The organism is Stappia sp. (assembly GCF_965276915.1).
Taxonomy (GTDB): domain Bacteria; phylum Pseudomonadota; class Alphaproteobacteria; order Rhizobiales; family Stappiaceae; genus Stappia.
Genome location: NZ_OZ255709.1, coordinates 3743654 through 3769490 on the forward strand (window position 1 = coordinate 3743654; position 25837 = coordinate 3769490).

24 protein-coding genes and 1 tRNA gene are annotated in these 25837 nt (G+C 59.7%); 8 read left to right on the top strand and 17 right to left on the bottom strand.

Going from position 1 to position 25837, the window contains the following annotated elements; all coding sequences use genetic code 11:
- Positions 1–162: 162 nt before the first annotated feature.
- Together ACQY46_RS17270 and ACQY46_RS17275 are read left to right on the top strand one after the other, a co-directional pair.
- Entirely contained in the window at positions 163–1068 is a 906-nt protein-coding gene (locus tag ACQY46_RS17270; RefSeq protein ID WP_428697241.1) for a LysR family transcriptional regulator, read from the top strand.
- A gap of 217 nt (positions 1069–1285) precedes the next feature.
- On the top strand, positions 1286–1873 hold the full coding sequence (locus ACQY46_RS17275; protein ID WP_428697242.1) for a GNAT family N-acetyltransferase: 588 nt from the start codon (positions 1286–1288) through the stop codon (positions 1871–1873).
- A gap of 415 nt (positions 1874–2288) precedes the next feature.
- Here the strand turns inward: ACQY46_RS17275 and ACQY46_RS17280 are convergent, their stop codons facing one another.
- From ACQY46_RS17280 to ACQY46_RS17305, 6 genes are all read right to left on the bottom strand, one after another.
- Positions 2289–3926, bottom strand: a complete 1638-nt coding sequence (locus tag ACQY46_RS17280) for a type I restriction-modification system subunit M (RefSeq protein ID WP_428697243.1) — start codon at positions 3924–3926, stop codon at positions 2289–2291.
- Positions 3923–5083 (bottom strand): anticodon nuclease, encoded by a 1161-nt coding sequence (locus tag ACQY46_RS17285; protein ID WP_428697244.1) that lies wholly within the window; start codon positions 5081–5083, stop codon positions 3923–3925. Before ACQY46_RS17285 ends, ACQY46_RS17280 begins: the two co-directional genes overlap by 4 nt.
- Entirely contained in the window at positions 5083–6405 is a 1323-nt protein-coding gene (locus ACQY46_RS17290) for a restriction endonuclease subunit S (protein WP_428697245.1), read from the bottom strand. The genes ACQY46_RS17285 and ACQY46_RS17290 overlap by 1 nt, the downstream gene beginning before the upstream one ends.
- Positions 6405–9434: a type I restriction endonuclease subunit R gene (locus tag ACQY46_RS17295; RefSeq protein WP_428697246.1), complete on the bottom strand. Its 3030-nt coding sequence runs from the start codon at positions 9432–9434 to the stop codon at positions 6405–6407. The genes ACQY46_RS17290 and ACQY46_RS17295 overlap by 1 nt, the downstream gene beginning before the upstream one ends.
- 11 nt (positions 9435–9445) lie before the next feature.
- The gene (locus tag ACQY46_RS17300) at positions 9446–9616 is read right to left on the bottom strand and encodes a type II toxin-antitoxin system Phd/YefM family antitoxin (protein ID WP_428697247.1); all 171 of its coding nucleotides are present in this window, start codon (positions 9614–9616) and stop codon (positions 9446–9448) included.
- Positions 9617–9976: 360 nt separating this feature from the next.
- The gene (locus tag ACQY46_RS17305) at positions 9977–10432 is read right to left on the bottom strand and encodes a hypothetical protein (protein ID WP_428697248.1); all 456 of its coding nucleotides are present in this window, start codon (positions 10430–10432) and stop codon (positions 9977–9979) included.
- A 32-nt stretch (positions 10433–10464) separates the two neighbouring features.
- Between ACQY46_RS17305 and ACQY46_RS17310 the strand changes: the two genes are divergently transcribed.
- Positions 10465–10833, top strand: a complete 369-nt coding sequence (locus ACQY46_RS17310) for a helix-turn-helix domain-containing protein (protein ID WP_428697249.1) — start codon at positions 10465–10467, stop codon at positions 10831–10833.
- A gap of 23 nt (positions 10834–10856) precedes the next feature.
- Here ACQY46_RS17310 and ACQY46_RS17315 read toward each other — a convergent pair whose 3' ends face one another.
- The 5 genes from ACQY46_RS17315 to ACQY46_RS17335 form a co-directional block, all read right to left on the bottom strand.
- The gene (locus ACQY46_RS17315; protein ID WP_428697250.1) at positions 10857–11849 is read right to left on the bottom strand and encodes a site-specific integrase; all 993 of its coding nucleotides are present in this window, start codon (positions 11847–11849) and stop codon (positions 10857–10859) included.
- A complete protein-coding gene (locus ACQY46_RS17320) occupies positions 11842–12939 on the bottom strand; it encodes a hypothetical protein (protein WP_428697251.1) in 1098 nt (365 codons plus the stop codon). The genes ACQY46_RS17315 and ACQY46_RS17320 overlap by 8 nt, the downstream gene beginning before the upstream one ends.
- A gap of 235 nt (positions 12940–13174) precedes the next feature.
- Entirely contained in the window at positions 13175–14146 is a 972-nt protein-coding gene (locus ACQY46_RS17325; RefSeq protein ID WP_428697252.1) for a hypothetical protein, read from the bottom strand.
- Positions 14147–14157: 11 nt separating this feature from the next.
- A complete protein-coding gene (locus ACQY46_RS17330) occupies positions 14158–15861 on the bottom strand; it encodes a DUF6538 domain-containing protein (RefSeq protein ID WP_428697253.1) in 1704 nt (567 codons plus the stop codon).
- A gap of 98 nt (positions 15862–15959) precedes the next feature.
- Positions 15960–16049: transfer RNA gene (locus ACQY46_RS17335), tRNA-Ser, on the bottom strand.
- 262 nt (positions 16050–16311) lie between these two features.
- Between ACQY46_RS17335 and ACQY46_RS17340 the strand changes: the two genes are divergently transcribed.
- The 3 genes from ACQY46_RS17340 to ACQY46_RS17350 all read left to right on the top strand — a co-directional run bounded on the left by ACQY46_RS17340 (position 16312) and on the right by ACQY46_RS17350 (position 18618).
- Entirely contained in the window at positions 16312–17031 is a 720-nt protein-coding gene (locus ACQY46_RS17340; protein WP_428697254.1) for a LuxR family transcriptional regulator, read from the top strand.
- 619 nt (positions 17032–17650) lie between these two features.
- Positions 17651–18223, top strand: a complete 573-nt coding sequence (locus ACQY46_RS17345) for a helix-turn-helix domain-containing protein (protein ID WP_428697255.1) — start codon at positions 17651–17653, stop codon at positions 18221–18223.
- 176 nt (positions 18224–18399) lie between these two features.
- On the top strand, positions 18400–18618 hold the full coding sequence (locus ACQY46_RS17350; RefSeq protein ID WP_428697256.1) for a hypothetical protein: 219 nt from the start codon (positions 18400–18402) through the stop codon (positions 18616–18618).
- Positions 18619–18874: 256 nt separating this feature from the next.
- Here ACQY46_RS17350 and ACQY46_RS17355 read toward each other — a convergent pair whose 3' ends face one another.
- Positions 18875–19144, bottom strand: coding sequence for a hypothetical protein (locus ACQY46_RS17355; protein ID WP_428697257.1), 270 nt, complete (start codon positions 19142–19144; stop codon positions 18875–18877).
- Positions 19145–19586: 442 nt separating this feature from the next.
- On the opposite strand from ACQY46_RS17355, the gene ACQY46_RS17360 reads away from it, so the two are divergent.
- Positions 19587–20021 carry a DUF2147 domain-containing protein gene (locus ACQY46_RS17360; protein WP_428697258.1) on the top strand — a complete coding sequence of 145 codons (435 nt, stop codon included), beginning with the start codon at positions 19587–19589 and terminating at the stop codon, positions 20019–20021.
- 104 nt (positions 20022–20125) lie between these two features.
- Positions 20126–20494, top strand: coding sequence for a DUF2147 domain-containing protein (locus ACQY46_RS17365; protein WP_428697259.1), 369 nt, complete (start codon positions 20126–20128; stop codon positions 20492–20494).
- 20 nt (positions 20495–20514) lie between these two features.
- Here ACQY46_RS17365 and ACQY46_RS17370 read toward each other — a convergent pair whose 3' ends face one another.
- The 5 genes from ACQY46_RS17370 to mdoH form a co-directional block, all read right to left on the bottom strand.
- Positions 20515–21228, bottom strand: a complete 714-nt coding sequence (locus ACQY46_RS17370; RefSeq protein ID WP_428697260.1) for a glutathione S-transferase family protein — start codon at positions 21226–21228, stop codon at positions 20515–20517.
- A 206-nt stretch (positions 21229–21434) separates the two neighbouring features.
- Positions 21435–21944 (bottom strand): N-acetyltransferase family protein, encoded by a 510-nt coding sequence (locus tag ACQY46_RS17375; RefSeq protein WP_428697261.1) that lies wholly within the window; start codon positions 21942–21944, stop codon positions 21435–21437.
- Between the two features lie 36 nt (positions 21945–21980).
- On the bottom strand, positions 21981–22661 hold the full coding sequence (locus ACQY46_RS17380) for an SAM-dependent methyltransferase (protein WP_428697262.1): 681 nt from the start codon (positions 22659–22661) through the stop codon (positions 21981–21983).
- On the bottom strand, positions 22658–23893 hold the full coding sequence (locus ACQY46_RS17385) for a DUF3419 family protein (RefSeq protein ID WP_428697263.1): 1236 nt from the start codon (positions 23891–23893) through the stop codon (positions 22658–22660). The genes ACQY46_RS17380 and ACQY46_RS17385 overlap by 4 nt, the downstream gene beginning before the upstream one ends.
- A 127-nt stretch (positions 23894–24020) precedes the next feature.
- A complete protein-coding gene (gene mdoH / locus ACQY46_RS17390) occupies positions 24021–25823 on the bottom strand; it encodes a glucans biosynthesis glucosyltransferase MdoH (RefSeq protein WP_428697264.1) in 1803 nt (600 codons plus the stop codon).
- Positions 25824–25837: the final 14 nt, after the last annotated feature.

The window sequence follows — 25837 nt, forward strand, 5'->3', positions numbered from 1 at the left end:
GCGAAGTCGGTAGCGCCTCTGCCAAAGGTACCGGCCGTCAGAGCGTGGAGAGCGAGTGGCATGTCCTGTCCCGCGATTTTGAAATCCTGGACGAGAGATAGAACCTGCAAGCAAGGTGATATAGTATGCCGATTGGCACATCATTTATGAATTGAAGGACCAATGACCCGTTCCGAGATCAATCGCGCCCGTGAAATGGAGGTGTTCGCTCAGGTTGTCGCTCAGGGCGGCTTTTCCGCTGCCGCACGCGTTTGCCGCATGACACCTTCCGCTGTCAGCAAGCTGGTTGCGCGGCTGGAGATGCGGCTTGGCGCTCGGCTCGTCAACCGCTCGACGCGTGCCCTGCAACTCACCCCGGAGGGGTGTGCGTTCTATGAGCGCACAACCCGCATTCTGGCAGACATAGAAGAAGCCGAACGCGGCGCCGGCGCGGGGGAACAGCCGGCCGGCCGCATCCGGCTCAACACCAGCGCCTCCTATGCCACGCACATCCTGGCACCAATCCTGCCTGAGTTCCTCGACCGTCACCCTGGAATTACGCTCGATCTCGTCCAGACCGACATGGTCGTCGACCTTCTCGCCGAACGCATCGATGTTGCCGTGCGCGCCGGGCCGCTGAAGACATCAAGCCTCGTCGCGCGCAAGCTCGGGGATACCGCCATGATCATTGTCGGAGCCCCGGAATACCTTGGCCGCTTCGGCGAGCCGGAAAGCATCGATGATCTCGACCGGCACAACCGCCTGGGATTTGGCTATGTTCGCAAGGTCGATGGCTGGCCGATGAGGAAGAACAACGACATTGTGGTCATTCCGGCAGTCGGCCGCGTACAGGCCAGTGACGGCGAGGGGCTGCGGCAACTTGCGCTGGGCGGGAGCGGGCTTGCGCGCCTCGCCGCCTTCACCGTGCGCGACGATATTGCCGCCGGTCGTCTCGTTCCGGTGCTCGAACATCTTAACCCGCGAGATCGGGAAACTTTCCACGCCATCCATATCGGCCAGGGCGGACCGCTGCCGTCGCGCATCAGGGCGCTTCTCGATTTCCTTGCCGAACGCGGAAAGGTCTGTTGATCAGCGGCAATATCGCGCGGTGGAAGGCAACCGGCAGGAAATGGCGGAGCACCGCGGAGACATTTCGAACGCGCAGGGTTCGCAAGGCCAAGGGCCGTCCGAGCTTATGCGAGGCCTAGATGGGCTGACACCGAACGAATTTGCAACCCGGTCCAGATCGGACCACAACGTGAACAGGGCTAACTTATAGACGCGGACAAAAGGGGAGCACGTCACCTTGCTCGCAGAGACCAAGCGACCAAAAGCGATCGATCCTGCCCAGTTTGACCACCGTCTATTTCACTGGTGGCCGTGCCGTGATGTGGGACTTTTCGCTGATTTGAGAAAGAACGGATCGGCAAGGATGGGAGTTTTGATGGCAGTTTTCATTCGAGAGGCACATGTCGAGGACAAGGATGCCCTGGGAGCACTTAAGTTGCGGTCTTCGCTGGCTTGGGGAGATCATATTGAAGAACTGCAAGCACTTCCAGAAGCGAGAGAGGTCCCGATCGCGCACGTGCCGCATGCCATTGTCGCGGAGCTTGAAGGGGAGATTGTGGGCTTTGTAACGGTCCTTTCTGGTAAAGGCGCTATGCAGGCCATACTGGAGGACCTGTTCGTCGCGCCTGAAGTATGGCGAATGGGGGTAGGTAGAAAACTACTCGCCGAAGCCGAGTATCGTGCCGCAATGCTCGGGGCACGAACACTACACGTCGTAGCTGGCGAGCGAGCTCGTCCATTCTACGAAGCTGCAGGATATCGGTTCGCTGGAACGATCGCGGCGGATTTTGCGCCTGCAGTCAGACTGCTTAAAGATCTGCTGTAAGGCCGATGGGTCGAAAGCTGCAGGTCAATCTTCAAGATATATCGGGAGCGTAAAAACGGCGGCTTTCATCGCCGCGTAGCCGGAGCGCGGTGATAGCGAGTTGTCGAGGGCAATCGGGGAATGGCGGAGAGTGGGAGAGACATTTTGAACTCGGCGTCACAGGCCGCGACCGCGGCCCGGGCTTTCGCCCGCCCCCGCGGAGGCGTTGAGAGAAGCGAAACTGCCGTGAGCGAAACAATGGCGGAGAGGATGGGAGAATGTTCCACTTTATCCGCCGTAGGTTTTCCAAGGGGATACGGACCAGCCAGCCCCTACGGTGCTACAGAACTGTAGCAGATGACTGGACAAAGGGAAGCATGAAACTCGGCCAGAGAATTGCTAGTCTCTGTTCGGGTAATTGCTTTTCGTGAGACTGCTACTGATCGTAGCCTGGCAGTGCATCAAGGCCGAGCTCCTTGAGAAACGCGTTATGCTTCTTGGCTGCTTCGCGGATATCTTTCTCAATCCCAACCAATTCCTTGTGCGTGGCCGCGAGGTCGATTTCCGCTTCCTCCTCGGCTGTACTGACGTACCGCGTGATGTTGAGATTGAAGTCGTTGGCCTCGATCTCATCCATGCTCACGCGGCGGGCATATCGATCAATCCTCTCTTCCGGACGCTGCTGATACGTCTCGATGATTTCGGCGATATGCTCGTCCGTCATGTAGTTCTGGCGCTTGCCCTTTTTGAAGCTCTCAGACGCGTTGATGAAGAGAACATCGTCGGGCTGCTTGCACCTCTTTAGGACAAGAATGCAGACTGGAATGCCGGTTGAGTAGAACAGGTTGGCCGGCAGGCCGATAACGGTGTCGATATGCCCATCCTTCAGCAGCTTCTCGCGGATTTTCGCTTCCGCACCACCCCTAAACAAGACACCGTGCGGCAGGATGATTGCCATCACGCCGTCATCCTTCAGGTAGTGGAAGCCGTGAAGCAGAAAAGCGAAGTCGGCAGCTGATTTTGGTGCCAGTCCGTGGTTCTTGAAGCGCATGTCTTCACCAAGCGCTTCAGTCGGTTCCCAGCGGTAGCTGAAGGGCGGGTTGGCAACCACGGCATCGAACGCAGGCTTCTTGGCCGGGTTCGTCTCCCGCAGCATGTCCCATTCATTGGTCAGCGTGTCGCCGTGGTAGATTTCAAACTCGGTGTCCTTCACCCCGTGCAGCAGCATGTTCATGCGCGCCAGGTTGTAGGTGGTGATGTTCTTTTCCTGGCCGAAGATTTTGCCGATGCTACCGCCAGCTTTTTTCATTTGCTGCCGGACGTTGAGCAGAAGCGAGCCGGACCCACAGGCGAAATCCATAACGCTTGCCAGGTGTTTGCGCTTGCCTGACTTCGGGTCTTGGCTGTCGAGCGCCACAATTCCGGACAGGATGTCGGAGATCCGCTGCGGCGTATAAAACTCACCGGCTTTCTTGCCGGAACCGGCAGCGAATTCGCCAATCAAATATTCGTAAGCATCGCCCAGCGTGTCGCTGTCGGTTGAGAACCCTTTAAGTTCCTCGGCAATCTTGGAGATGATCGAGCACAGTTTGGCGTTGCGCGCATCATACGTCTTACCGAGTTTTTCGGAGCCGAGATTGATCTCCGAAAAGAGCCCCGAGAATGTGCTCTGGAACGACTCGTTTTCGATGTATTTGAAACCCTCCTGCAGGGTGTTGAGCAGTTCGCCGTTCTGCGTTTTGGCCATATGGGCGATGCTGGCCCAAAGATGCTGGGGCCGAACGACGTAATGTGTCTTCAGCCGCATCTGTTTTTCAAAAGCGGCAACGTCATCCGGGTTGTTCTCATACCAGACTGAGAGAGACGAGCGCCCGCCATTGCCGATAGCGTTAGGGTCCGGGTAATCGCTGCCAAGCTCCTTCCGTGCCGCCTGTTCGTAATTGTCCGAGAGATAGCGGAGGAAGAGGAAAGCCAGCATGTAGTCGCGGAAATCGTCCGCGTTCATCGCACCACGCAGTTGGTCCGCAATGCCCCAGAGCGTTTTTCCGAGCTGTTTTTGTTCTGGTTCGGTCATGGCGTGGCCTTCTTGGCAGGTTCGGCAGGCGCAAGGTCAGGCACTGCGAATTTGAAACGGTCGAGAACGTCGCTCAGAATACGTCGGAACAGGTCCTTGTTGTCGTCAACCATCTCAACGGGTTGGGTGATGTCGTATTTGCCGTGGCTCAGAAGGTTCAGCGCGCGGTTGTAGAGCGCTTCATCGTCCAGACCGGCAAGGCAGATGCGTAGATCATCATGACCCAAGAAGCTGGCCGTCTTTTCGAGAATGCTGCGCAGCGCATTGAAATGGTATGTGTAAAGCTTGTCCTCTTTCACGCAGCGCTGGAGTTCGGCCAATGTTGCCACATGGTGGAAATAGGGCGTGTCATTCGTTGCCCGCAGCGTGAACGTACCATCAGCATCCGGCCGGTGCAGAAAATAGCGCTTGGTGCTGACTTTCTGCTGCCCTTCCTGTGTGCGGCCCATCTCACTGCACATCACGTTGAAGAACAGGGAGTGGTGCGAAGAAAAGACGGTTCTCAACGGCGCGGGTTCGCCTTTATCGTCCTGCCTTGTCGCCGCTCTGCGAATAAGCGCGGCCAGATCGCAGGCGATTGCAATCGCATTGTTGTCGTCCAGCGATGAGACCGGATCGTCGATGTAGAGGTGCTTGACCCAGCTGTAGGAATCCAGACCAGCGACAACGCGGTCGCAGATCGCCACAAAAAGGCACCAGATGAAAATGCGCTCTTCGCCGCGCGATATCTTGATCTTGTCGTCGGCCCCTTTGCGGAAAGAGACGGTCCATTTGCTGTAGTCGATATCAAAATCGAAATCGGCGTAGCGCGACAGATACCCCTTGATATCGACCTCAAGCGCCAGACTTCTCAGACCCTCGAAGAATGACGACGCCTCATTGATCTTCAGATATCGATCCGTGTCGTTGTCGAGGTCATTGTTCCAGACAAAAAGGTCCTCGGTGAACGCGTTGAAATAAAGGGTATCGCGACTTTTGACCTGACCATCTTTACCAATCTTCTTTCCAGCATCCTTGAACGCGGTTGAAAGACGCGTCTTGCCTGTGCGGTTGTAGGCATAGACCAGCACACAATCGATATCCCTCACATCACTGCGGAGGCGCGTCGCGAGTGATTTGAGACTTTTGAACTTGTGCACCTTCGGCGGATTGCTCATCACTCATTACCTTCCAACGAGGGGAAGAGCTGTTGGAGCAGGCCGCGTTTATAGATTTTGAGGGCAACCACTCTTTTCGAATGACGTTCAATCAATCTATCGGCAAGTATTATGAAATCTGTAATTCTTTGTTGCTCTCTTGGATCACTTGGGTAGCAGAAGGGCATCTCTGAAATAAGTGCTTGGCTAAGATTTTTTTGCCCCCCACTGTTACTCAGCCCTCGCATTTCATCGTACCGTCCAGCAAGATTTTGGAAGACAAAAAATGGAAGCACTTTGTCACTTGGATAGATGGCTGCACATGCTTGATTCGTTGCGGCAGCGATCCCGAGAATTCCAACTTTTCCTCTAGTTTTGCCTTCGCCGTACATTGCAACGAGAACAGTTCCAGCAGGAAACGTTTTCGCTGAGGAGTTTTTAAGACCGGATTCGCTTATTCGTTGCGTCGTAGTGTTGATGACGTTGAAGTCGATATCGGAAGTCGTGATCCAAGGGATTTTTCCTTCCCAGTACTGAGGCTTCGAGCGCGTCGGAGTACCCCCTGAGCCGGTGTCGAACATCATTCCGATTTTCGTTTCCTCCCAACCGCCTGCGTTCTGAAACTCTGGAAAGCGCAATCGGGGGATGGTTTCGCCGGGCTGGGGGAAGAGCTGTTGCATCAGCCCTTTCTTGTGGTCGCGCAGGGCTTCCAGCTTCCGGCTCTCCGCATCGATCAGATCGTCCAGCGAGCCAAGGCAATCGGCGATTTTTTGTTGTTCCGTTTCGGTTGGCGGGAGCGGGATGGGCATTCCCGAAATACGATTGGCCGATATTCCGCAAACCTTTGCTCCTTGAGCCTCTTTCATAATTGCAGCACGGACGGCTTTGGATTGAAAAAGCTGTCCCCCAAAGCCGACTACAGGCAGTTTTTCCTTTCGTGAAGCAAGGATCGTGTGCGTGCCTGCAACCACGGCTTCGCTGTGTAGCGCAACCAACTCGATCGCTTTGCCTACATCTGTAAGGTCTTCTGAGGCATCGGCGAATACTATGTCCCCAACTTCGCATAGTGCTTCATCATTCGGTAGCTCGGCCATGTACTCCGGCAACACATATGGGACATGCTCTTTGCTCAAATCGAACAATGGGCGAAATTTCGTATGAATGTCGCCGTAGTGAATGTTACGGACTTCTCCTGTCGTGTAACTGAGTCGTTCGCGAGAAAACGTGTTATTTCGTTTGATGCGATAAATGGATGAGAAGGTTGGGGTCGCCCAACCTGGTTCATCGGTAAACTCGGGAAACCGCAGCTTCGGCACCAATTGCTTTTGCTTCGCCGCCGCCATCAAGCGCTCTCCTGCTCATAGGCATTGAGGCCGGCAATGTCGCGGCCCTGGGCGCGCTTGTTGAGAAGGGGCACAAGGTCCGCCATCAGCGCCAACTCGCGCTCGCGCCGCTGTTTCCAGCCAAGGCCAAGCGGCGCCATCAGGTCGGTCAGTTGCTCGCCATCGAAGATCATGCGCTGCAGGATGGTATCGACAAAGCATGAAAGCGCCTCCGTTTCCAGTCCGTGCCTGCCTGCGAGCGCCGCGATTTCCTTGGCCTGCTTTTCGGCCTTGAAGCGCATATAGCCTGACCGCACAGCCGCTTCATCCAATGCCTCGCCTTCTTTGAGCGAGCGCACATATTCCGTAATTTCCTCACGCTGATCCATGAACTTGGCATCGGATTGAATGAGGCCAATCAGCTGCTCACGGCTGATTTTCAGCTTCTTCGGGTCCTGCCCGGAGAACTTCGCAATCAGCTTCATGATGTAGTCATAATCGATGACGGCGGAGGCAAAGAGCACGAACTCGAAATCGAGCTGGTCGACATCTGCATTGACGGGATCGCCTTCCGGCGTTCGCTTGCCCTGTTGCTCCTTCAGCCGTTGCGCCGTTTCCAGATAAGCACCCTTGAAGGCGCGCAACTCGTCCTTCGGCAGCGTCCGCTCGATTTCGGCGCGCTGTTCTTCCGTCAGGTCGGTATATTGGTCGAGCTGCGTTTGCAGGCGCTGCACTTCCTTGAAGCGTTTGACGAACTGGATGCGGGCATCATCACCCTTCATGTTGTTGACCTGCTCGGGCGCAGCATCGACGCCCTGCGACTTCATGAAATCGCCGAGATCGGTCACCGCCTGCTTGAGCTGGTCGATAACGACCGGAGCCTTGTCCACCAGCCAGATTTCACGGGCGCGCTCTGTTTGCGCACCGGAGAAGAGCGCAATTGCCGCGTCCACATTGTCCTGCTGGTTGCGGAAATCGAGAACATGGCCGTAGGGCTTGGTGGCGTTCAGAACGCGGTTCGTGCGGGAGAACGCCTGGATCAGCCCATGGTTTTTCAGGTTCTTGTCGACGTAGAGCGTGTTCAGATATTTCGAGTCGAAGCCGGTGAGCAGCATGTCGACCACGATTGTGATGTCGATCTTCTCCGCGCCCTTTTTCGGCAGATCACGGTTCGGGAATTCCTGATCCTTGATGCGCTTCTGGACGTCCTGATAGTAGAGGTCGAATTCCGTGATCTTGTGGTTTGTGGCATAGGCCGCGTTGTAGTCGGCAATGATGGCTTGCAGCGCCTTCTTCTTGGCGTCCGGGTCCTTCTGGTAATCTTCTTTTTCCTGCTCCAAATCCTCCTGGATTTGCTTGATATTCGGATCGCCTTCGGCGGGCGGCGAGAACACCGCTGCGATCTTCAGCGGCACATAGTCAGGATGATCTGCCTTGATCTTCTTTTGCAGTTTTTTGAACTCGTCCACATACTCAATCGCGTCATTGATAGATGCTGTGGCAAACAGGGCATTGAAGCGACGGTTAGCCGTCGCCGCGTCATGCTTGTCAATGATCGCTTGTGCAATCGCCTGCTTTGTCAGTGTCTGGCCCGGCTTGCCCGCCGCGCCCTTCGGCTCGAAATAATCGACATGGAAGCGCAGGACATTCCTGTCCTCGATGGCATTCGTGATTGTGTAGGCGTGCAACTCCTGCTGGAACAGGTCCTCCGTCGTGCGCATCGAACCCATATCACCTTCGAACTGCTTGACGCTCGAGTTCTGTTCGAAAATCGGTGTGCCGGTGAACCCGAACAGCTGGGCGTTCGGGAAGAATTCCTTGATGGTCTTGTGGGTCTCACCAAACTGTGAGCGGTGGCATTCGTCGAAGATGACAACCATGCGCTTATCGCGAATGGGTTCCAGCCGCTGCTTGTAGGTCTCTTGTCCACGCGCAATCTTGCGCTTGTTGTGCTTGCTGCTCTCATCGAGGGCAAGGCCGAGTTTCTGGATGGTCGTGACGATGACCTTGTCGGCGTAATCATCCGACTGGAGCCGCCGGACGAGTGAGGCCGTATTGGTGTTCTCCTCGACGCAGTTTTCCTGAAAGCGATTGAACTCTTCACGCGTCTGCCTGTCGAGGTCTTTACGGTCCACAACGAACAAGCATTTGTGGATGCTCTCGTTCGATTTGAGGAGCGTTGACGCCTTGAACGATGTAAGTGTCTTGCCCGAACCGGTTGTGTGCCAGATATAGCCGTTGCCGCTGTTCTGATCGATGCAATCGACAATCACCTTGACCGCATAGATTTGATACGGGCGCATCATCATCAGCTTCTGCTCGCTGGCGATGAGCACCATATAGCGGCTGATCATCTGGGCGAGTGTGCATTTCGCCAGGAACTTGTCGGCGAAGTCGTCCAGATGGTTGACCTTTGTGTTGTCCTTCTCTGCAAACTGATAGATTGGCAGGAACCGCTCATCCGCGTCGAAGGCGAAATGGCGGGCATTGTTGTTGGCGAAGTACCGGGTCTCCGTTCGGTTGCTGACGATGAACACTTGCACAAAGCTGAGGAGTGTCCGCGAGTATCCGTTGCCCGGATCGTTCTTGTAATCGACAATCTGCTCCATCGCCCGGCGCGGACTGATGCCGAGATTTTTCAGTTCAATCTGAACGACAGGCACACCGTTGATCAGGATCATCACGTCGTAGCGGTGATTGCTGTTGTCGGTGTTGATCCGCAGCTGGTTCACCACTTCAAATTGGTTCTTGCACCAGTCCTTGATGTTGACGAGCGTGTAATTCAGCGGCGTGCCATCATCACGTATGAAGGTCTCGCGGCTTCGCAAAGTGCGCGCAGCTTCATACACGTCAGGCTTGATGATGTCTTCGATGAGCCGCTTGAACTCGCCATCGCTTAGCTTGACGCGGTTGAGTTCTTGGAACTTTTCTCTGAAATTGGCATCGAGCGCGGCCTTGTCGCGGATATCGTCGCGATAGGTGTATTTGAGGTCTCTGAGCTTGGAAATTAGGCTATTCTCAAGGCCCCTTTCGGGTGTGTGCACGGTCATCTGAAATTCTCCTACGACTTTTCCGTACCAGCCTCAATTGCCTTCAACCGCTCAAACTCCTCGACGGACAACACAACAACCACCGGCCTTCCGTGTTTCGCCACCGCAACCGGCTCTACACGGGCAATATCTATCAACTTGCCAAATCCATATTTGGCATCTTTCGCGCTCAGGATTTCCATTGATTCCCTCCGCCCCGATTTCAAAGTTTTGGCCATTTTGGCCGAAAACGCAATCGAGGCGTTTGGCGGACGTTTACAGCGACAAGGGCTTAAAGGCTCGACCATGGCGTTTTGGCCCTCAAGGCAAAGAGCTTCACCGAAAAGCCTTTAGTACGTGCTGAGCCGATAAGATATTGAATGAAAAGCAAGCCTACGCCGAATTAGGATGAGTTCTACACAGCGCCAAGTACAATGGTTCGTTGCAATTAACTGCAAAAATGTACCCGTATAAATTTCCACCAAATTTCCCGGCATTGAGCGTCCTTCCCTGAGCCGGATGTCGGAAGCGCGTCGAAATTCATGCAGCCGCGCTCGGCTATCTCAAGGTTGAAGCCAAGCAGTAAACGCCCATGCGGGGCTCTGATACCAAGGCGACCATGGGTCGTTTTCCAGCCTGTTCCGCAAATGCTCTGCCGAACTGGTCCGGCCTTCAGCAATTCGGGCATCGACGTCCGCCTGAGTGACGCGAGTTCGATACGTTATGCTGCTGATCTGCGAACCGGGGTGCAAAACGATGACCTCCATCGGAGCGGCAACGATCCAGCAGCCGTCAAGGTTCTGTATTTGGCCGTTCGCGACGAGCGTGTACATCGTCTGTGTCGCCGCGTAGGTGCTGCACACGATCAATTGCCCTTCGCTGATCGGGATGATCTCGGCTTGCTCTACTGCGTTCGGGGTGGTCGGCTGTGTTCCGAGACCTGCCCCGATTGCTGGGAAGCCAATCAACGCGAACGTTGCCGTAAGAAGAATGCAAGCGAGCTTCATCTGCATCACCATTTGAACAAAACGGTCCTATTTATGAGCCCGTATTGTACATAGCCCGTGCGGCGTTTCCAGAACAAAACGTTCCTATGGATGCCTTCTGTAGGAATTTGAAGAAGCGAGCAGAGGACCTCGGCATTGCAAACGCCGAGGTCGCCCGCCGCAGCGGCCTCAGCGAGCGGCGCTATGCGCATTATGTCAGCGGCGACCGTGAGCCCGACTTGGCGACCCTCGTTCGTATTGCAAACGCGCTGGGAGCGACGCCAAACCAGCTCCTCGGGCTTGATGAAATACCGAGAGCGTCGCCTCGCGATCTGTTGGTCCAGCGCGTTCAATCTGCCGCACAGGGCGTATCGAATGAGGCGCTTGAAATGATTGCGATCCAGATCGAAGCGCTGGCAGCGAAACGCGTCTGATCTGGCTCGAATAGGATGGGCTCTCATAAGAGAGCTACCGCAGCATTGTCTTCGAACAATTCTCCGTCTCGGATGTAGCGGCCCAACATGGCGTCGGATTTATGCCCTGTCTGCTGTCTGATCTTGTACGACGGCACTCCGGCTTTGGCCGCGCTTGTGGCGAAACCGGCCCGCAGTGAATGGCCGGAGAACCCGGTCGGATCGAGCCCCGCTTCCGCCATGCGCTCTCGGAGGACAATCGGAATAGCCTCGCTCGAGAGCCGTGCTCGCTGAACGCGATCTAACCAGTCCACAGGCTGGAACACAGCCTCATGGACATCTTGGGAGACCTCTCGCCATTCAAGCACTGCGCGAACCGGGCAATGTCTCGTTCTGCCGAGCGGTATGCCAACATTTCGCCCAACCCCGGTCTGGTCGGTCTTCGAACGCCGCAAACAAACGACCAACCCTTCTCTAACCTCCCGAATGTCGCGCCAGTTCAAGCCGACCAATTCCGAACGCCGGAACCCCCCGGCAAACCCGGTCAGAAGCAGAGCCCTGTCCCTCATGTCCCTGTTTGTCGCCGACAGGCTGTCGAGAACCAAAAAGAGGTCTTCGCGGCAAAGCGGTTTGGCTTGCTTTTGGGCGCTTCCTTGCAGTCGCCGCAGTCCGCGCATGGCAGAACGGACGATCTCCGCTTCACAGGGGTTGGGCCATCCATTCGCCTTATGGATTTTGCTCAGCGTTGCTAGCCGCCTTGTCAAAGTCGAGACGGCCAGCTGTTCAGCAAACGCCGACACATAGATCGCCACCATTTCCGGGGTCGCCGGAAACTCGCCCCCGGCGCTAACGAAATGGGCCAGATCGGCGAGGTAGGCCCGTTTTGTGTTCTCGGCGAGACTAGCTGAAGTCAACCGCTCCAGACGCTTTTCCGCTTCTGAATTGCAATTGATTGCAACGGAATTTGCGAAGGCTACTCCGCCGTTCTGAGGCTCCGATATGTGAATATTATCGGAGGTGTGGCCGGGATCAGTCATCCTGCATTCCTCCGATTACCGAGCGGCGGATGCGGTTCAGTAACGGTATGTCGCCTCGCATCAGATCGAGCGCCTGGACCGCGTGGCCGGGTTCAATCCCCAGTGTCCCAAACATCAGCTGGGCATGGAGGCGGTCGCTCAGATCGCCTCCGACACGGCGAGTGAGAACGCCACCCTCAACCCGGAACAACACCTGACCGAGAAAACCGACCCACTGCGCTTTGGACACCATCGCGCGAGCAAATTCTGCAATGCCTGCATTCGTCGAGAGGAGGCGCGAGAGCGCAATCTTTCCTTCGCGGGTGAACATATCGAAGGCCCAGCTGGGGACGCCGCCCATCATCACCTCTGGCGGCATGGGATCATCGGACGTTCCCTCGCGCAGGCCGTTCTCTAGAGCCAGCAGGGCCAGCAGCGGCGGCAACGCCTCGCCGGTCTTGCGATGCCCCTCACGGCAGATCGCGAGTGTCGTCGGAGCAACGCCGAGTTCATCAAGCAGATCGAAGGCCAACCCCGGTTCACCTCGACGGGCGGGGAACTTTCCGCCCGGGCGATCGGTGCCGAGAAGAAAAAGGAGAGCCAGTGCACGGACGTAGAGGCAGGGCGTCGTCAGCGCGATCAGCCGCAGGCGCGGATTGCTTTCAGCGGCGAGTTTCTTCCGTTTCTGCACGAGGGAAGGCAGCACTTCCAGCGTCATGTAGAGATCATCGGTGGCTCGGCTCTTCCTCGCCTTCACCAGCGCGTCGATGACGACCGAGGCCACGGCCCAGTCCCCCCCCGCCGAACGGCGGAAGCGCTTTCCGGTTAATGCGGCGGCAGTCATGCCCACGGTTTGCAGGCAGCCGAGGCCGACATCCTCATAGGCGATCCCGCCGAGCCGCCGCCAGAGGCGGTCCGGGGCATCGCGCATCAGCGTCGCGGCAGACCGCATCGCAAGATTGGACGAGCCACGCCGCACCGATTTCTGGAGAAGGCTCATCGCCACCCAGGGCGAGATGTGCAACGGGTCGGGAAGGGAAAATTGCCTCCCGTCATTTGCCGCCGCCAGCAGCGCGTTACGGAACGGGTCTATTCGGTCTGTCGTGTCCATTCGATCTCTCCTTCGTGCGAGGGGAGATCAGGGACTTCTGACCCACTATGAGCGTAACCTTATGGTCACCCTATGAAAGAGAAATCGGCGTTCTGAAACCAGTTTTGGGATTGGGCACTCGAATGTCTCTCGACAGAACCTTCCCGAATTTCCGCTTTTTATTTCTCCAAGATGTGCTGAATTGCAATTGATTGCACGACACATCGAATGTCTCTGAAACTGTCCCGGCGACATTTCAAATCCAGTTCGTACTACTGAGCTTGTGCTTTTCAATCATCGGCTTCCATTCGGTCCAAATAGCGTCCGGTTTCCACCACGCTTGCGGATGTTGGGCAAGCCAAGCTCGATATCGCTTTCGATAAGTATCCGCCGGAAGCAATTTCAGAGCCGCAGGGAGGCCCCGCACCGAAACCGCGTCACAAAACATATACCAGATGTAATGTTTCTGCTCCGGCTCGCTTGGAGGAGGTTTCGGCGGCAAGTCAATGAAATTCATCCCGGCAAACAGGTTTGCTAACTCCGGCAGCTGTTGGATTGGTAGGTGCTGGCCGCGCAGCACGCGTTCGATCCGAGTTGTTTCACCATGAGGCCATGCCTGCTTCTTGCTCTTCCGCTTTTGCCCACGGTCATACATTCGCGTCTGGTTGCCCGATTTTTTTCCGAACAAGAGCGTTTCGAGTTTTCCGCCAGTGGACCAGCTTTTCACCACCGTTGTTTGCTGCATAAGCGGATGACAGTTCCCGATCGGGATACCAGGCAGATCGATGGAAACTTCGAGCATTGTCACCTGCCCATCCTCAACGATTGATCCCCAGCCTTGGGGAACGATCGATACGAGTACAGCATGGAGTTCCTCAAGCCCCTTCGGGCCGAGGTCATGCGGCGAGAAGGTCAGAGACAGTCGAGCGGCGCACCCTTCAGCATATCTATACCGCATGACCGGGAAATGCTTGATCTGCACTGCGGCATTCAGTTTGATCCGCCACGCTCTCTTATAGCTGCCTCCAGGTTTCACCGCTGCAAAGACTGAGGTGTCGTTCGTCTGGGTCCAGATATTGCTGTGAATGTCTGCTGATAGATCGTTGGGTTCGTAGTTCACCCCAACCGTCATACGATCGATGAAGGGAGTAATCTTCTCTGGAGTTTTAGGGGTGGTTTTGTTCTTGTTATGCGTCGCCACCTTTTTCTTAGAGATCGTGATCGCCAAATATCAACCCTTTACTCTTGAATTCTTTCGCGCTCGATGACCGATTTCAATGCTACAATATCGAAATCTATGCTGTCCACGTAGGAGCGGCGGACATCCAAGCCGACTCCGAGGCCGTATTTGTGCGTCGTGCTACTATCCGCATGACCCATGATCGATTTGAGCACATATTCGGGAGCCTCAAGGTCACGCAGCGCATCAGCAAACAAATGGCGGAAGGAGTGGAAGACCTTCCGCGTTGTCCGAAAGCCAAAATTTTCACCGTAGCGCCCCCACCACTTTGAAAAGTTGTGTGAGTAATAGCCGTTTTGAGCAGCAGGAAGGTCAGGAAACAACCGCTTCCCAAGCTTAGTGTCATGGCAACGGGCGATAAGGCCTAAATCGATAAGCACCTTATGGACAGGAACTTTACGAAGGCTGGTTTCCGTCTTGACCTTCTTATCATCATCCTCGGCACGATTGATATCGAAGGCCCAGACACCGTCGGTTTGACGCACGTCGTTTCGGTGAAGTTGAACGATTTCGCCCAAGCGCATGCCCGAATAGAGGGCGATCAACGGCACCCAGAATTTGCCATCCTTGAAAACCTGATCTCCTGTCGTGCCCGGTCGCGCCAAGCTAATACGACCGGAATAGACCGGTGTCGAAAAAATGCGTTCCAGGTCGGACTTCTCGTAGGGATCGACAGGCTTGCCTTTATCCTTTTTCCCGCCGACCGAAATTTTCTTGCCCGGAACGCTGGTGATATAGCCCTCGTCGGACGCCCAATTGAGCATGGCTCGAAAGAACCAGAGACGCTTTTCTCGTGTCTTATAGGATAGCCGGAGCCCGGCCTCATTGCTCTCGGCGAGTTCGCGAAACGTCTTGCCCTGCGTCGTCTTCGATTTAAGCGCATTCGGTGGAATGGCGTCGATCAAATCTCTCAGAGCCCGGATGTCCGCGTCGTTTAGCGCTTGAATGGGTTTCTCCTGAGAGATGACCTCCCTGGCCAAGCGCATCGAAATATCGAAATCGGCCAGCGTCTTGTCGGCATCGCCATGGGTCTTCCGGTGGTTCCGGTACCGATTTGCAATTGATTGCAGCGTCTCGGGTTGGTCGCTGGTCCCGTCGCTATGGTGTGGCGGATAGCCGTTTGCTGACATGCCGACGAAGCGGGGATCGTTGGTGCTGGACGTCGGCTCTCCAGTCAGATCACCGATCAGACGACGATATTGCTCGATCTTCGCCAAGGCGATGCCGCGACAGGCGTGTTTGAACGCGCCGACATCGGCCTTATTACCGTTGGGAAGAATGGGAGCCAGAAGATCGTTGGCGTCGCTCTGTAGGACGCTGTCGAACTTTCCCGCCTTCAACTGACGCTGATAGTGTTCGATCAGCATGGGCATGCCAGCAGCTTCGATCTCGGCGCCCAAAGCCTGATCTTCCATCAGCACTTCAGTGTATTCCATCGACCAGTTCAGGGCGCGTTGGAAATACGATTTGATCTCGGCGTCGATCTCTTCGGTGGTAGGGCCTTTCGCCATGCAAAGCCTCTGGAAATAGACATCCAGCGAGGTGCTGATCTGGCGGCATCTTATCGTCGCCTCGCGGCGATTGACAGTTCGAAGCGAGGCCGAGACCTCCGTTCGTCCGACCTTCGCCACAAGGTGCTCAGGCACGGCTCGGCGGAAATAGAAGACGGTCCCGCGCCGAACGAGGTGAAGTGTCGAGCCCATCCTTGGCGTCCCGCTGTAGCAGTTGGCTGTAGCAGGAGCCGATCTGGCCAGTTTCACGCTTGGAAAAGATAAGCTTGACCAGAGGGTTACAGGTCAAGTGGCGGAGAGGATGGGATTCGAACCCACGATACCGTCTCCGGTATACTCCCTTAGCAGGGGAGCGCCTTCGACCACTCGGCCACCTCTCCGTGGCGTCCTTTTCGGAGATTTGCACCGGTTTGGCAAGAGCATCCCGTCGAGATTTGTGGAGGAATGCGTCTTGCCGCCGACAAAGGTCGCCCAAACCGCTTTGACAACGCCCTTTGCAAGCGCTCCGTCTCCTCCCGACTCGCTCCCCGGCCCTCCCGGCAGGCGGCGGCGACCGCTCGCGCGGCATGTCCTGGAAATTGCAGGAACATTAAAAACAACAATAGATTGCCGTTATCGCGACGCCGAACCGGGGGGTGAGAGATGCGGCTCGACATGGTCACGGAACATCTGGAAGCGATCCGCAACGCGCCAACACCCGATCTGATACGTTCGAAACTGCTGGCATTCGGAGCCGGGTTCGGCATCGAGCACGTGATGTGCGGAACGATCCCCGGGGCGAACACTCCGCCAAGCCAGGCGCGCGGCGCCATCCTGTTCAACAACTGGCCGGACAGTTGGCTCCATCGATATGTCGAGCGGCGCTATGTCGAGGTCGACCCGGTCATCCGAAAGGTGCTGACGGCCGGCGACATCTTCGACTGGCGGGACGCCCGCGCCCGTCCCGACGACATTCAGACCGCCCGGCGGATGATGGGCGAGGCGCGGGAACACGGGCTGGCGGCCGGATTCGCCGTGCCCTTCGCCGGACGACAGGGAGAAAGGGGCAGCCTGTCGCTCGGCGGCGACCGGATCGAGATCCCGCCGCCTGCTGTCGGCTTCCTCGCCCTGGCCGCCAGCTTCGCGGCGGAGCAGGCGATTTCCCTGACCGCCCTGGACGAGGTCCGCAGTCCCCTTACACGGCGTGAGTACGACTGCCTTCTGTGGACGGCGGAAGGCAAGACCGAATGGGAGACCGGCGGCATCCTGGGTATTGCACCGGCAACCGTCGCCTCCCATCTCGCCGCGGCAAGACGCAAGCTCGATGCCAGCAACAAGGCCCACCTGGTCGCCAGGGCATTCCGCATCGGGCTCATCCGGTAGGATCCGCATCGCTCCGTGCGGCGGAGAACCGCTCTCTGCCCGGATATGAAGTCGGCCTCGCAAGCGTCCGTGGCGCGCCATGCATCCGGGACGGGCCAAGCCAGAGCAGAACATGCCGGACGCGAAGGAGCCCCGTCGTTGGGCACCCTCATGCAGCCGGGAGGCGCTGCCATGGCCCGTCGACTGCGTCAGGCATCGTCCCGAACGCGAGGCGCACGTTCGGCGGAGCGACACCCGCGCGAAAAGTTGCAGTGTTTGTTTCAAGCAACCCATGGGTGGATCCTATCATTTTCTACACACACGAGTGACCGGCCACGATCAATCAAAGACATCGTGTCTTGCAGGAGCTGCGTCATACGCAGTTCGGATTTCAGAAATACCGCTCCACTGAAATACTAGAATTACGGACTGATTTTGTTTTTATTATTGATCCGTCATCGAAAATCATCAGATGATTATGGATATCCATAGAGCGAAGCGCATGAACACGGACATTGATTTCATACCCTTTGCCAGCGCCATCGACGACAGGGCGGACGAGACCGCCCGCAGGCTGCATGCCGCCTGGAAGACGTCGCCATCCGTTGACGGAAACATTCTTCAGAACGCATCAAGGATCGTGATTGCCAGCGGCCGCCCCTGCCCCGACGACGCGCCGGACCTTCTCTTCATTGGAGACCGGACACTTGCAAAATCGGTGAGAACCGGGCTGCGGGCAGGCTCGCCGGTCCGGCACTTTCCGCAGGAGTACCGGCGCGCGTTGAAACGCGGGTATTTCCTCTCGGCAAGCGAGAAGACACCGGTCGCGGAGGTCGTGACCAGCGGCGCTTTTCAGACATTGCAGACACCCGATCCGATCACATATCTCCGCATTATTCTTCCCACGCAGATGGCCGACGGCATGCCCGCATTGATTGTCTATTCCCAGTGGATCGACGAACGTTCGCAGCGGGGCTTTGCGCAGTTCCAGAAGGATCAGCGCCCCCGCCCCGAGCCTCCCGCCCTGACCCCGCGCGAGCTCGACTGCCTGCTTTGGGCGGCGGAAGGCAAGACGGAGTGGGAGACCGCCGGCATCCTGGGAATTGCTCCGGCAACCGTTGCGTCCCATATCGGGGCTGCCCGCCGGAAACTGAACGCAAACAACAAGGTTCACCTGGTCACGAAGGCGCTACGCCTGGGCGTGATTGCCTGACACGGCGCGGCGACCGCATGTATCCGCTGGAAATCAATCCCGCTTTTCCACGATGGACGAACGGTTCGCCGCCACGCATATGTCATGGTGGTTTAAAGACGGGCGACATTGCAACCCGGTCGCTGACAGATGGCATCCGGAGCATTGGCCGGAGCGGGGAGTTTGGGGATCGACCGATGGACAGCGACAAGCGACGCGCCGCCTGTGACGAGATCGAGCAGCGGTTGACGCGCGTCATCGGCATGCTCTCGCGGCATCCGGAACTGTCGTCTCTGTCGGAACGGCTCAGGGAAATCCGGAAGCTGGCAGCCCTGCAGCTTGCGGCGGCCCGGCCCGCCCTGCAGGAAGAGGCAAGACCCTTCGGTCGGGAACCGGAAGACGGCAAGAACGGGTGATGGCGTGTCGGTGGCGAGCGCCGGAGCTGGCCGGCAGTATCGGGCCGTATATCGCCCGGCGGGCATGAGCCACCAGGGTCGGGCCGGATCGCGCGGTGCGGATGCGCGGCAGGAAACGCGATCTCAAGAGATCGAGGCATCCGGGCGGGCCGGACACCAACCACGGCGCGGGCGGAAGAAACCTGTCAGCGCGCCGTGGTCTGGTTGAGAACGATCGTCGGCATGTCCCTGTCGCCGGGACGGGCGGCCGAAACGTTCAATGCAGGGCAAGCCACTCGCGGGCCGCGCGCTGCGCGTCGGCGATGTCGCCCCGGCTCATTTCCACGGAAATCTCCTTGCGGTAGCGCACCGCGTCCGTGCTGCCCTTCATGGCGGCGATGTTGAACCACTTGTGCGCGGCGACCAGGTCGGCGACGCCGTGGCGGCCGCAGGCGCAGTCGAGTCCCATCTGCAGCAGAATGTCCGGTCCTGCGGGCTGACCGCCCATCGCGGCAAGATCGGGAGTTCCAAGATCCAAACGAGCCATTTCACACTCCTGTCTTTCGTTGGACCCCGACCGGCTTCTGCCGGGTCGGGCCTGGTGAAGATCCTGCCGGCCTCTTGTCCTTGCTGCCTGCAATCTTCACGTTCGAGTGTGTCCGGACGCCTTCAACGAGCGCTTAAAATTCTCGCTTAACAGGAAGCAAACAGTTCAAGACCAATCGGTAAACTTCACGAAGGATTCATCTATTTCCTGCCGAAAGCGCTTTGGAATCAGACATCTTTGAATCGAACTTTCATCGCTCCGGAAACCCTTGATTCACCTTGTCTGAAACAGGAAAAAAATGTTCGGCGCACGCCGACACAAAAAATCCGCCATCTGCCGTTACGTCACGGCTGGTCTCAGCGACCCACTCTCGATAGGTTACGTTTGCGTAAAGGGAATGACATGAACAGGATCCCGACGCCGGAGGAGGAGAGCAAGGGCAATGGCCAGGACAGTATCAGGGACAGCAACCGCATTGGCCGCGATGGCGGCAATCGCCCTCTTGTTCGCAACGGGCATGGAGGCACGGGCGGGCGAGGCAACCGGGGTCTGGAAGCGGCCGAGCGGCAGCTCGCAGATCCAGATCGCCCCTTGCGGGTCCGCCCTTTGCGGCAAGATCGTCTGGCTGCGCGAACCCCGCAACGACACGAAGAATCCGGACGCCTCGAAGCACAGCCGGCCGCTCCTCGGCACGCGGACGGTGATCGGCATGAAACCGTCCGGCGACAATCGCTGGAAGGGCAAGGTCTACAACGCGGAAGACGGCAAGACCTACAGCGGCGTGATGACGCTGGTCGGCAACAACGGTCTCAAGCTGGAGGGCTGCGTGCTTGGCGGCCTCATCTGCAAGGGCGAGACCTGGACGCGGGTGCGCTAGCCTTTCGCTCCACCGGTCGGGCCGCCTTCCGGGTCGTCTGCCACGCCGCCGCGCTCTCGCTCGCGCTTGCGCTGGCCCTGCCCGTATCGGCGCCGGCACAGGGCATGGAGGCGATCTTCGGCGAGTGGGTCACTCCGGACAACGGCCTGGTGCGCATCGGCCCCTGCGGCGAGGCCCCGTGCGGGTTGCTCGTCGACTTTCCCCCGCCGCCGGGCTTCACGCGTGAGACCACCCGGGATGCCAACAACCGCGACCGGAAGAAGCGCGACCGCAAGTTGCTCGGCATTCCGGTCCTGTGGAACCTGTCCAGCGACGGGGAGAATGGCTGGCGCGGGCGCGCCTACGATCCACGCCGCGGGCTGAGCGCCTCTGTAAGCGCCACGCTCGATCCGCCCGGCCGCCTTCGTCTTCGCGGCTGCGTCCGGGTGGTCGTCGACATGTGCCGGACGGAGGTCTGGCGCCGGGCGAAGTAGTCCGGCGCCCTCGTCTCCCTTTAGCGCGCCCTTTGTCCGAACAGCACCGACTGGGCGTCCTTGTTGCTGGCAAGATCCAGCTGCTCGCGCATGTCGCGACCAACGGCAAGGCCGCGCTCCACCGCCGGGCGGGCCTTCAGCGCGGCAAGCCAGCGCGCCACGTTGGGGAAGTCCTTTTCAAGCTCCATGCCCTGCCGCTCCCAGCCGGTCGCCCAGCCGACGATCGCCATGTCGGCGATGGAATACTCGTCCGCCACGAAGTCGCGCCCCTCTAGCTGCCTGTCCAGCACCCCATACAGGCGATGGGTCTCGTTGAGGTAGCGATCCATCGCATAGGGCAGCTTTTCCGGCGCGTAGACGCGGAAATGGTGGTTCTGGCCAAGCATCGGGCCGAAGCCGCCCACCTGCCACATCAACCATTCCTCCACCTTCGCCCGCTTGCGCTCGTCGGCGGGGTAGAACCGGCCGAACTTGCGGCCGAGATACTGCAGGATCGCCCCGGATTCGAAGATCGAGATCGGCTCCCCGCCCGGCCCTTCCGGGTCGACGATGGCCGGCATGCGGTTGTTCGGGGCGATTTTCAGGAACTCCGGCTTGAACTGGTCGCCGGCGCCGATATTGACGTATTTCACCTCGTAGGGAACGCCCAGCTCCTCCAGCAGGATCGTTACCTTCCAGCCGTTCGGTGTCGGCCAGTAGTGCAGCTCGATCGGCGTCTTCTGCTCTGTGCTCATTCGGGAAACTCCGTCTTTACATCGGGATGTGGCAGTCCGGGCCGGAAGAAAGATCGCTGGCGGGAACTGCCGGGTCGCTCCTTCAAGTGGGGCCCGACCGGGCACCCGCAACGCCCAAGGTCGACCGTCACCGTGAAAATCCCGCAGACTGAACGCTGGATCAAGTCATGCGAATGATATTCGCGCCCGGACGGATCGGCATCCGCCTACAGCACCTTCTTGAAGCCCACATGCGAGCGGTCGTAGCCGATCCGCTCATAGAAGGCATGGGCGCGTGTGCGCTCGGCATTGGAGGCAAGCTGCAGCAAAACGCAGCCCCGCGCCCGGGCGTGCTCCTCGGCAAAGGCCATCATCCGCGCGCCGAGCCCCTGGCTGCGCAGCGCCGGGTCGACATGCACGCTCTCCACCTGCGCCCTGGGGCGCCCGGCAAAGGACAGTCCGTCGAGGATGGTGAGTTCGAACATGCCGGCGATCTCGCCCGGCCCCATGCCGGGAAGCCGCGCCACGTGCAGCACCGTGCGCCCGCCTTCGGCCATGCGGCGGAAGGCATCGAGATAGGGCGCAAGGTCTTCCACCTCCTGCCCCACCCGGGCACCGGTGGCATTGGCGCTCATCAAGGCGACGCAGGCCGGAATGTCGGCTTCGCGGGCCGGCTCGATCACCAGGCCCTCGACGGGCGGCAGGTTGCTGGCGCGCACATCGTCAGTCTGCGACATGAAAACCTCGAAAACGGAGCGGGCGAAAGGCCCGCGTCAGGACGACGCGGGCGGAGCGATGACGCCGTGGACGGCATAACCGCTATAGAGCTCGCGCGTTGTCGCATCAAGGCCGTGGGCGCCGGCAACCTCGCGAAGGGCTTCGGCAAACCCTCCGCGCGGCTCCACGTGAAAGGCCGCCAGCCAGGCGCGGAGCGGTCGGCGCAAAACCGCCGGATAGCCGCCCATCTGCCCGAAATCGACCGCCGACAGCCGGCCGCCGGGCGCCAGCGCGGCAGCACCGGCGGCCAGAGCCTCGCGCCAGGGCGGGATCATCGACAGGCTGTAGGAGAAGAACACGCGGTCGGCATGCTCGATGCCGAACAGGGCCCGCATGTCGAAATCCGCCGCATCGCCCTCGGCAACGGTGATGCGCTCGCCCAGCCCGGCCCGGGCAATCGAGGCCTTGGCGCTCGCCAGCATCTCCGCCGAGATGTCGATGCCAAGGTATCGGGCGTCCGGATGACGCCGCGCGGCAAGGATCAGGTTGCGGGCCGTGCCGCAGCCGATCTCAAGGACGGTGCCGCCCGGCGGCGGAGCCAGCTCCTCGATCAACCGGTCGCGGCCCAGCAGATAGTATTTGCGGGTGGCATCGTAGATATGGCGCTGCCACCTGTAGATGCCGTCCATCAGATCCGCGCTGCCGGCCGGGGCAGCGCTGCGCGGACCGGCACTCACGCCGCGTCTTTCACGTAGATGTGGAAGCCGCCATAGATCGACGAGCGATCCCTGAGACCAAGATCGAGGGACCGCTCGGCGTCATAGCGCCACTGGTCGAGGATCGCCGGCTCGACCCGCCCCGGCAGCAGGCTCGGCTCGGCCGCCGTCCTGAACACGACCCGCGCGCCGGGGCGCGCCGTGCGGGTGATTTCCGCCCAGAGCCCGTTCAGCACCGCATCCGACATCCAGTCCTGCGCGTCGAGCAGCACATAGCGGTCGACGCTCGCCGGCTCGAGGCCGGCCAGATGGTCGGTGAAGGAGCGGTTGACGACGCTGACGCGCTCGGCCCGCTCGCGGATCGTGTCGAAATGCTCGGCCCGGAGATAGGGCGGCAGCGGGCCCGCCTCGTCATTGGCGTAGCCGCGGCCGAAGGCCTGCCAGGCAAAGTAGTTCTCCGAGAGCGGAAAGCCGCAGGCAAGCCGCTCCAGCCTCTGGCGCAGCACCGTGGCCATCGAACCGCCGCCGGCCAGCGCCTCGTATTGCGCCGGCGGGATGCCGAGCCCGTAGAGCGACACCCGCTTCGACGTCGCCCAGCGCACCATGCGCTTGTCGAAGAGCGGCGCCAGCGCCGTGTCGAAGAACGTGCGCTGCTCCTCCAGCGAGCGGGCCCGCAGCATCTCCTTGGGATTGATGCCGTAGACGCGCGCGACCAGGTGACCGGCGCCGATGAAGTAGCCGAGCAGGCCATGATGGTAGAGATCGCGGGCAAAGAGCGAAATCCGCTTGCGGCCGGTTAGCCCGCGCTTTTCCCAGTAGGCACAGCTGTCCGGATCGAGCCGGTCGCGCAGGAACCGGTTGTAAGCCTCGATATTGGCAGCCTCGTCCGCCTTGCCGAAAAACCGGTAGAAGGCCTCGTGGCTCGGCAGGTTACGGGCGGCGGCAAGCTTCAGCCGCGTCAGGGCCACATGCGCCTGGTTGAGATCGACGGCCGTGATCGAGGCCGGGTCGGCGGTCAGGTAGGACAGGACGTTGCAGCCGCCGGAGGCAATCGTGACGACGTTGTGGTCGCGGCCGATTTCCAGCGCTTCCATGTCGATCTCGGGGTCTTCCCAGATCTGCGGGTAGACAAGCCCCTTGAACGCCCAGGTGAAGAGACGCTCGAGCGCGCCCTCGCCCGACAAGGCCTTGTTGCGATGGACCGCACGGCCAAGCAGTTCGCCCCTGCCCGCATTCGACTGACCAGTCAGCATGTAGACCTCCCGACTCGCTCGAGTTTCCTTGAGGTGAGCCGGGTAAGCCGTTCTCGTAACGGGATGATGACAGGCCGCGTCCGCGCGCAGTGTTCGAACGGAGCGCCGGGGCCGGCCGCACGCCTCCTCAGGCGACCTCGCGTGCCTGTTCCGAGCCCGTGTCGGGACGGCGATAGGTGTCCCGCGCAAGCGCGGCTGCCGTGATCACGGGAACGTCGCGCCATTCCTGCGGCGTGATGAAATGGCCGCGCCGGCGTGCCCGCGCCCCGGCGTCAGGAGAGGCCGTCCAGTAGATGACCAGCGGCGCGAGCACCAGCGGCAGGGTCACCGGCAGCAGCCAGGCAAGCAGGCCGGATGCGAAGTAATAGGCGAAGGCAAGCGTCGCGGCGCCGAACAGCACCATCCACCAGCTCGCCCGCGCGCTTGTCGCAAGATCCAGCGAACCGTCCTCGCGGTCGCTTGACGGCCAGCCGAAATCCGCCCCCGACAGCACCTGGAACACCGAGCGGCTCTGGAACATCATGTGGATCGGCGCCATCAGCGAGGCGAGCAGCAACTCGTAGAGCGCCGACACCGCCGCCCGAGCGGGACCGCCATAGGCCTCAGCTCCGCGCGTCAGCACGGCGCGCAGGAGCAGCAGGGCCTTGGGCAGGATGAGAAGCCCGACGACGCCGAACAAAAGCGCCAGCCCCTTTTCCGTCTCCGGATGGGGGAAGCGCGGAAACGGCGAGCCGGAAATGAAATAGACGGGCGCCGGCGCGAACAGCGGCGCGGCGACGCTGGCCAGCAGGAACATGAGCCACACGGGCGAGGCCAGATAGGCCATGATGCCCTGCAGGATGTTGATGCGGCTCCAGAACGGCAGTCCGGGCGCGAACACCACGCGGGCATGCTGGAGGTTGCCCTGGCACCAACGCCGGTCGCGCTTGGCGTATTCGATGAGATTGGCGGGCGCCTCCTCGTAGGAACCGCCGAGATCCGCGTCGAGCCGGACCTGCCAGCCGCCGCGCGCCAGCATCGCCGCCTCCACCGTGTCATGGGAGAGGATCTCGCCGCCGAAGGGCGGCTTGCCGGCCAGCGCCGGCAGCCCGCAGGTGGCCGCGAAGGCCCGCGTGCGGATCAGGGCGTTGTGGCCCCAGAACGGGCCCTGCCGGCCCTGCAGCGCCGCGACCCCGCGCGAGAAGACCGGCGAGTAGAAATTCGCCGAGAACTGGATCATGCGGCCGAACAGCGTCTTGCGGCCGATGATGCACGGCACCGTCTGCAGCAGGCCGAGGCCGGGAGCCGCCTCCATGCGCCGCACCATCTCCACGATGGTGTCCGCGCTCATCAGGCTGTCGGCATCGAGCACCAGCATGTACTCGTAGGCGCCGCCGCTGGTGCGGATGAAATCGGCGATGTTGCCGGCCTTGCGGCCGGTATTGGGCGAACGGTGCCGATAGAACAGCCGCCCGCCCGCCCCCAGCACCTCGACGGCGCGGCGGTGAAGCGCCCGCTCGGCCGCGGCCGCCTCTTCCCGGGTGGAATCCGAAAGGACGTGAAAGTCGAAGGTGGAGATCACGCCCAGCTCGTCGAGCGCGCGATACATGGCATCGAGCCGGGCGAAGACCGCGTCGGCGGCCTCGTTGTAGACCGGGATGACGACGGCCGTCCGGCCGCTCGGCCGGCCTTCGTGCACCGGCACCTTGTCGTTGGAAAAGATCAGTCCGAGAATGCCGATACACGCGCCCCAGGACAGCCACAGCGCGCAGAAGGCGACGAGCGACACGCGCAGGACGTCGACCCAGTCGAACCCGTCGGCAACCGCCACCGACCCGAACATCGCGGCGGCCGCGACCGTCAGTGCGAGCGTCAGCACGACCGCGCCGGTCCGGCGAACGCCGACCAGGACGCTGTCCTTCAGCGATGGCTTGGAAACACCCGGCTGCATTCACCCACTCCCGA